Annotated in this window: 3 protein-coding genes and 1 pseudogene; 3 read left to right on the top strand and 1 reads right to left on the bottom strand. The window is 73.6% G+C overall.

Annotation, left to right across the window (positions count from 1 at the left end):
• Positions 1-135: 135 nt before the first annotated feature.
• From OG439_RS50075 to OG439_RS13090, 3 genes and pseudogenes are all read left to right on the top strand, one after another.
• Positions 136-405: pseudogene (locus OG439_RS50075) on the top strand (acyl carrier protein); the annotation flags it as partial.
• A 108-nt stretch (positions 406-513) separates the two neighbouring features.
• A complete protein-coding gene (locus OG439_RS50070; RefSeq protein WP_442792329.1) occupies positions 514-1,308 on the top strand; it encodes a thioesterase domain-containing protein in 795 nt (264 codons plus the stop codon).
• Positions 1,305-4,265 carry a non-ribosomal peptide synthetase gene (locus tag OG439_RS13090; protein ID WP_326949652.1) on the top strand — a complete coding sequence of 987 codons (2,961 nt, stop codon included), beginning with the start codon at positions 1,305-1,307 and terminating at the stop codon, positions 4,263-4,265. Before OG439_RS50070 ends, OG439_RS13090 begins: the two co-directional genes overlap by 4 nt.
• A gap of 6 nt (positions 4,266-4,271) precedes the next feature.
• Here the strand turns inward: OG439_RS13090 and OG439_RS13085 are convergent, their stop codons facing one another.
• Positions 4,272-5,660 carry a KamA family radical SAM protein gene (locus tag OG439_RS13085; RefSeq protein WP_326949651.1) on the bottom strand — a complete coding sequence of 463 codons (1,389 nt, stop codon included), beginning with the start codon at positions 5,658-5,660 and terminating at the stop codon, positions 4,272-4,274.
• Positions 5,661-5,662 lie beyond the last annotated feature (2 nt).

Genomic DNA, 5,662 nt, shown 5'->3' with positions numbered 1-5,662 from the left:
GCCGGCCTGACCGCGCCCCGGCCGCTCGTGGTGCCGGTGGGCATCGACGTCGCCGGGCTGCGGGCCCAGGCCCGCTCGAGCGGGACGGTGGTGCCGATCCTGCGCGGCCTGGTCGGGCGCGTCCGCCGCACCGCGATGGCCGCCGCGGCCGGGACCGGCCTCGCCACCCGGCTGGCCGGGCTGGACCGGGCCGGCCGGCTCGCGGTGCTGGTCGAGCTCGTCCGCACCGAAGCCGCGGCCGAGCTGGGCTACCGCTCGGTGGAGGCGATCGACGCGGACCGGCCGTTCCGGGAGCTGGGGTTCGACTCGCTGACGGCGGTGGGCCTGCGCAACCGGCTCGCCACCGCGACCGGGCAACGGCTGCCCGCCACCGTCGTCTACGACCTCGAAAACGCCACCGCCCTGGCGGACCTGCTGGCGTCCCGGGTGGACACCGCAGAGGCCCCGGCGGCCGGCGGGCCCACGTTCGGTGACATCTACCGGACCCTGCTGCAGCAGGGCAAGGGCCGGGAGATGGAGCTGCTGGGCGCCACCGCGGCCGCCGCACGGTCCACTTTCGACAGTGCGGCCGAGTTCGACGGCGGGACGCGGATCGTCCGGCTGGCCGAGGGCGACGAAGGACCGCACCTGATCTGCTTCGCGCCGCTGGCGGCGATGGACGCGGTGCTGAACTTCAGCAGGCTCGCCAACGAACTGCGGGGCGTCAGCGACCTTTCGCTGGTCGTCACACCCGGGTACGCGCCGGGCGAGCCTCTTGCCGCCGGGTTCGACGTGCTGGTGGCCGCGCTCGCGGAGGCCACGCTCCGGTGCGCCGGCGGGAAGCCGTTCGCGTTGTTCGGGATGTCGTCGGGCGGGGTGCTCGCGGCCGCCGTCGCGGCCGAGCTGGAGCGGGCGGGCACGATCCCGGCGGCCGTCGTCCTGGTCGACACCTACGTGCCGGACGAGGTGCCGTCGCGGATGCTGCGGTTCCTCAGCCACCAGTACGCGGCCATGCCGGACGCGAGCGACCTCGACTTCGAGAAGATCACCGCGTCCTCGGTGTACACGCTGATGCTGCAGGGCTGGCGGCCGAGCCCGCTCGCCGCGCCGACCCTGGTCCTGCGGCCCACCGACGCGCTGGCCGGGCCGCCCGAGCTGGAACCGCTGGCCGACGAGGAGTGGCACACGCGCTGGCCGGTCGCGCACGACGAGATCACCTTGGCCGGTGACCACTTCTCCCTGAGCAGCCGCGACGTCGCGGCGACGGCCGAGGCCGTGCGGACCTGGCTCGGCGAGCTGCCGGCCGACCCGGAAGGAACTCTCCCGTGACCGAGCGGATCTTCTTCTCCGAGCGATTCCTGCTCGCCACCCCGCCGGCCGCGCCGATGTGCATCCAGGTCGTGGTGGAGGGCACCGGGAGCCTGTCCTCGGCGGCATTGGCCGACGCGGTCGGGCGCGCCGCCCGCACCTGCCACGGGTCGCGGCTGACCCGCCGCGGCGGCCGGTGGCTCGACAGCGGCCGGGCCCCGGCCGTCCGCACCCTCGACGGCGACCGCGTCGACCGCGTGACGTTCGCGGGCGAGCCGGCCCTGGAGCGGCCGCTGACCGGAGCCGGCGGTGAGCCGATGAGCGAGGTCGTCCTGCTCACCGGCGCAAACCCGGCCGTCGTGTTCCGCGTCCACCACTCCCTGATGGACGGCAAGGGCGCGCTGCTCTGGGCGGGCGAGGTCTTCCGCGCCCTGCGCGGCGAAGCCCCGACGGGCCCCGACGCGCGCACGACGATGCGCGACGTCCAGCACCTGCTCGGTCCCCGCCCCGGGCCCGGACCGGCCAAGCCCACGGCCCCGCCGCCGTTGCGCGGGCGCGCCCCGCTGGCCGCGCGGGGGCACTTCTTCCGGCGCCGCACGGTCGACGGCCGGCACCCGGCCGCGGTGGCCAAGATCGCGACCGCGCTGACGGAGCTGTGCGGCCTCGACCCCGCGACGTTCATCGTCCCGGTCGACCTGCGCCGGCACCTGCCCGGCGGCTTCTCGACCGGCCCGCTGACGTCACAGCTGACCCTGCCCGTGCCGCCCGGCTCGACGTGGCAGCGGACGCAGGAGACGCTCCTGCGGCTGGTCGGCGACGAGCAGCACCTGACCGGCTACCCGCACCCGGCGCTGCTGTGGCTGCTCGACCGCGTGCCGCTCCCGGCCTGGCGCGCCGTGTTGTCCACTGTGGACACCGCGATGGCGGTCAAGGGCAAACCCGGACCCGCCTTCACCTTGAGCCACTTGGGCCTGGTCGAGCTGGCGGACTACACGGCCGGCGGTTTCACCGCGACGACCGTCTACTCGCTGCCGGTGTGCGGCCTGCTGATCACGCCGGTGCTCACGATCGTCGAGGTCGACGGGCGCACCGAGATCATCATCTCCGGCGACGACGTCGACGGCCTCGCGGACCGGGCGGAGGCCCTGCTCGACGGCATCGCGGAGGCGCTTTCCCCACCCGAGGCCCAACTGCGCGGCCCGGTCACCCCAGCGGTCGACGAGACGCTGGTGAGCCTGTTCGCCCGCCAGGTCGAGCGGACGCCCGGCGCGGTCGCCGTCGTCGAGGGGGACACGACCCTCACCTACGCCGAGCTGGACGCCCGGTCGGACGCCGTGGCGCACACCCTGGTCGAGCGGGGCGTGCGGCCGGGCGACCTCGTCGGCCTGCTCGCCGAGCGCACCGCCGCCACCCTCGCCGGGCTCTGGGGCGTCCTGAAGGCCGGCGCCGCCTACCTCCCGCTGGATCCGAACCACCCGGACGCGTGGCTGGCCGACCTGCTCGCCGACGCCGGGGCGGCCGCGTGCCTGCTCCCGGCGTCCCACGCCGACCGGCCGTGCACGCCCGATGGCTGCACGCGAATCACCCTGGACGATCGGCGTGCGGCGTTTCCGGGAGTGCCGGTGGCGCCTGAGGACCTGGCGTACGTGATCTACACGTCCGGGTCGACCGGGCGGCCGAAGGGCGTCGAGGTCGAGCACCGGCACGTCGTCAACTACGTGCGGTGGGCGATCCGCGAGTACCGGATCGGGCCCGCGACCCGGTTCCCGCTGTTCACCTCGCTGGCCTTCGACCTGCCGATCACCGCGATCCTGCTGCCGCTGCTCGCCGGCGGCAGCGTCGCGGTGTTCGCCGAGGAGCCCAACCACGTCGGCCTGACGCGGATGCTGCGCGACAGCGGCGTCGACTCGGTCAAGCTCACACCGTCGCACCTGGAGCTGATCGCCAGGCTCGGGATCACCGCGCCGGGCGTGCGGCTCGCGATCGTCGGCGGCGAACGGCTGGCGGTGCGGACCGCGGCCGCGGCGCGGGCGGCGTTCGGGCCGGACTGCCGCGTCATCAACGAATACGGGCCGACCGAGGTCACCGTCGGCTGCGTCGTCCACGAGTACGACCCCGCCACCGACCTCGGCGCCGCCGTCCCGATCGGCCGGCCTGCCGACAACGTCACGGTGCACCTGCTCGACGACCGGCGCGCCGCCGTCCCGGCCGGCGAGGTCGGCGCGATCCACCTGAGCGGCGCGCAGACCGTCCGCGGCTATCGCGGCCGGCCGGACCTCACCGATCGGCTGTTCGTGCGCCTGGCCGACGGCAGCCGCGCGTACGCCACCGGCGACCACGCCCGCGTCCTGCCGTCGGGCGCCCTGGACTACCTCGGCCGCGGCGACGACCAGATCAAGGTGCTCGGCCACCGCGTCGAACCCGCGGAGATCGAGCACGCGCTGGAGACCCACCCCGCGATCAGCCGCGCGGCCGTGATTGCCAGAAGCCGCCCCGGCGACGCGGACCGCGTCCCGTGCGCCTACGTCGTCTGCGCCGGGGACGTGCTACCGGCCGACCTCACGGCCCACCTGACCGCCCGGGTGCCGAAACACCTGGTGCCACCGGTGTTCGTGGCGGTACCCGACCTCCCGCTGGCGCCCAGCGGCAAGGTCGACGCCCACGCGCTACCGGACCCGTTCGCGACGGCGGACGTCCCCACGGCCGAACCGGCGGGTCCGACCGAGTCGGCGCTGGCCACGATCTGGGCCACGACGCTGAGCCTGTCCGAGCGCGACATCGGCCCGGACAGCGACTTCTACTCCCTGGGCGGCACCTCGTTGACGCTGATGGTGATGGTGGCGAAGGTGTGCGCGGAAGTGGTCGCGCCCGAGGACGAGCCGCACTTCATGGCGGCACTGGGCGAGATCATCGACCGCCCCACTCTGCGCCGGGTCGCGCACCTGGCGGCGAGCCCGGCGCGCGTCCCGATCGCGTGAGGGGCGTCAGCCGGCCTGCCCGGCCCACCACGTCCGGCCCGCCTCCGGAAGCGTCGAGATCGGGTCGTAGTACGGGTAACGGCGGTTCAACGCCTCCGGGTCGTCCAGTTCGATGCCGGTGCGGTAGTTCTTGGTCCAGTAGGAGATCCCCAGCTCCCGGTCGTAGTCGGCGAGCTGATGCACCCACCGCTTCCCGACGTACGGGACGTCGCAGACGATGCGCGGCGTCGCGTAGCCCGGGAGGTAGCCCATGATCGCGTGCTGCAGCTCCTGCGCCTCGTGCACCGAGACGCGCCAGTGTTCGGCGTTCGGGATCATGTCGCACATGTAGAAGTAGTACGGCAGGATGTTCGCCTCGCCCTGCAGTGCGAAGCACAGGTCCAGCAGCTGTGCCGGCGTCGCGTTGACGCCGCGCATCAGGACGCCCTGGTTGCGGACGTCGCGGACGCCGACGTTCAGCGCCGTCTGCGCGGCCTCCGCGACCAGCGGGGTCACCGACTGGGCGTGGTTGACGTGGGTGTGGATCGCCAGGTTGACGCCGCGGCGCTGGGCGGTGACGGCGACGCGCTCCAGGCCTTCGACGACCTTCGGCTGCAGCCAGTGCTGCGGCAGCGCGGCCAGGGCCTTGGTCGCCAGGCGGATGTCGCGGACCGTCTCGATGTCCATCAGGCGCATCAGGAACGACTCGAGCTGCGGCCACGGCACGTTGGCGACGTCGCCGCCGGAGACGACCACGTCGCGCACGCCCGGGGTCTTCTTGAGGTACGCGATCATCGCGTCCTGGCGGTCGACCGGCTTGAGCGAGAGCTTGTGCTTCTCGACCTGCTCGGTCGAGTTGCCGACCAGATCCATCCGGGTGCAGTGGCCGCAGTACTGCGGGCAGGTCGAGATCATCTCGGCCAGCACCTTGGTCGGGTAGCGGTGGGTGAGACCCTCGACGACCCACATCTCCGCCTCGTGCAGCGAGTCGCGTTCCGAGTGGGGGTGGCTCGGCCACGTCGTGTCGCGGTCGCTCTTGACCGGGAGCATGTAGCGGCGGATCGGGTCGCGGTAGAACGCCTCGGTCACCTTCGCCGGGTCGGTGCCAGCCGTCGGCGCCATCGTGTTGATCATCTGCGGCGGCAGCAGCATCGACATGGTCGCCATCTCGCGCTGGTCGGCGGCCAGGTCGTCGTAGAAGCGGTCCTCCAGCAGGTCGCCCATCAGGGCGCGCAGCTGCTTGGCGTTGCGGATGCAGTGCACCCGCTGCCACTGGGCGTCACGCCACTCCGCGTCGGTCACGCCGTGCCAGCCGGGGAAGCGGCGCCAGTCGGGTTCCACCAGCTCGGCGCGGGCGTACTCGTAGGGCTGGTCGATGGCGGCGGCAGGTGTCACAGGTTCCTGGATCGCAGTCACTT

Origin of the sequence: Amycolatopsis sp. NBC_01307, assembly GCF_035975215.1 — a bacterium.
Taxonomy (GTDB): domain Bacteria; phylum Actinomycetota; class Actinomycetes; order Mycobacteriales; family Pseudonocardiaceae; genus Amycolatopsis.
The sequence above is the reverse complement of the archived record's forward strand: the minus strand, read 5'-3'. Positions and strand labels throughout refer to the sequence as shown.

Bases quoted from the DNA above. Each gene is read 5' to 3' on its own strand.
- OG439_RS50070 (WP_442792329.1), top strand. From the start codon at position 514: ATGGAGCTGCTGGGCGCCACCGCGGCCGCCGCACGGTCCACTTTCGAC.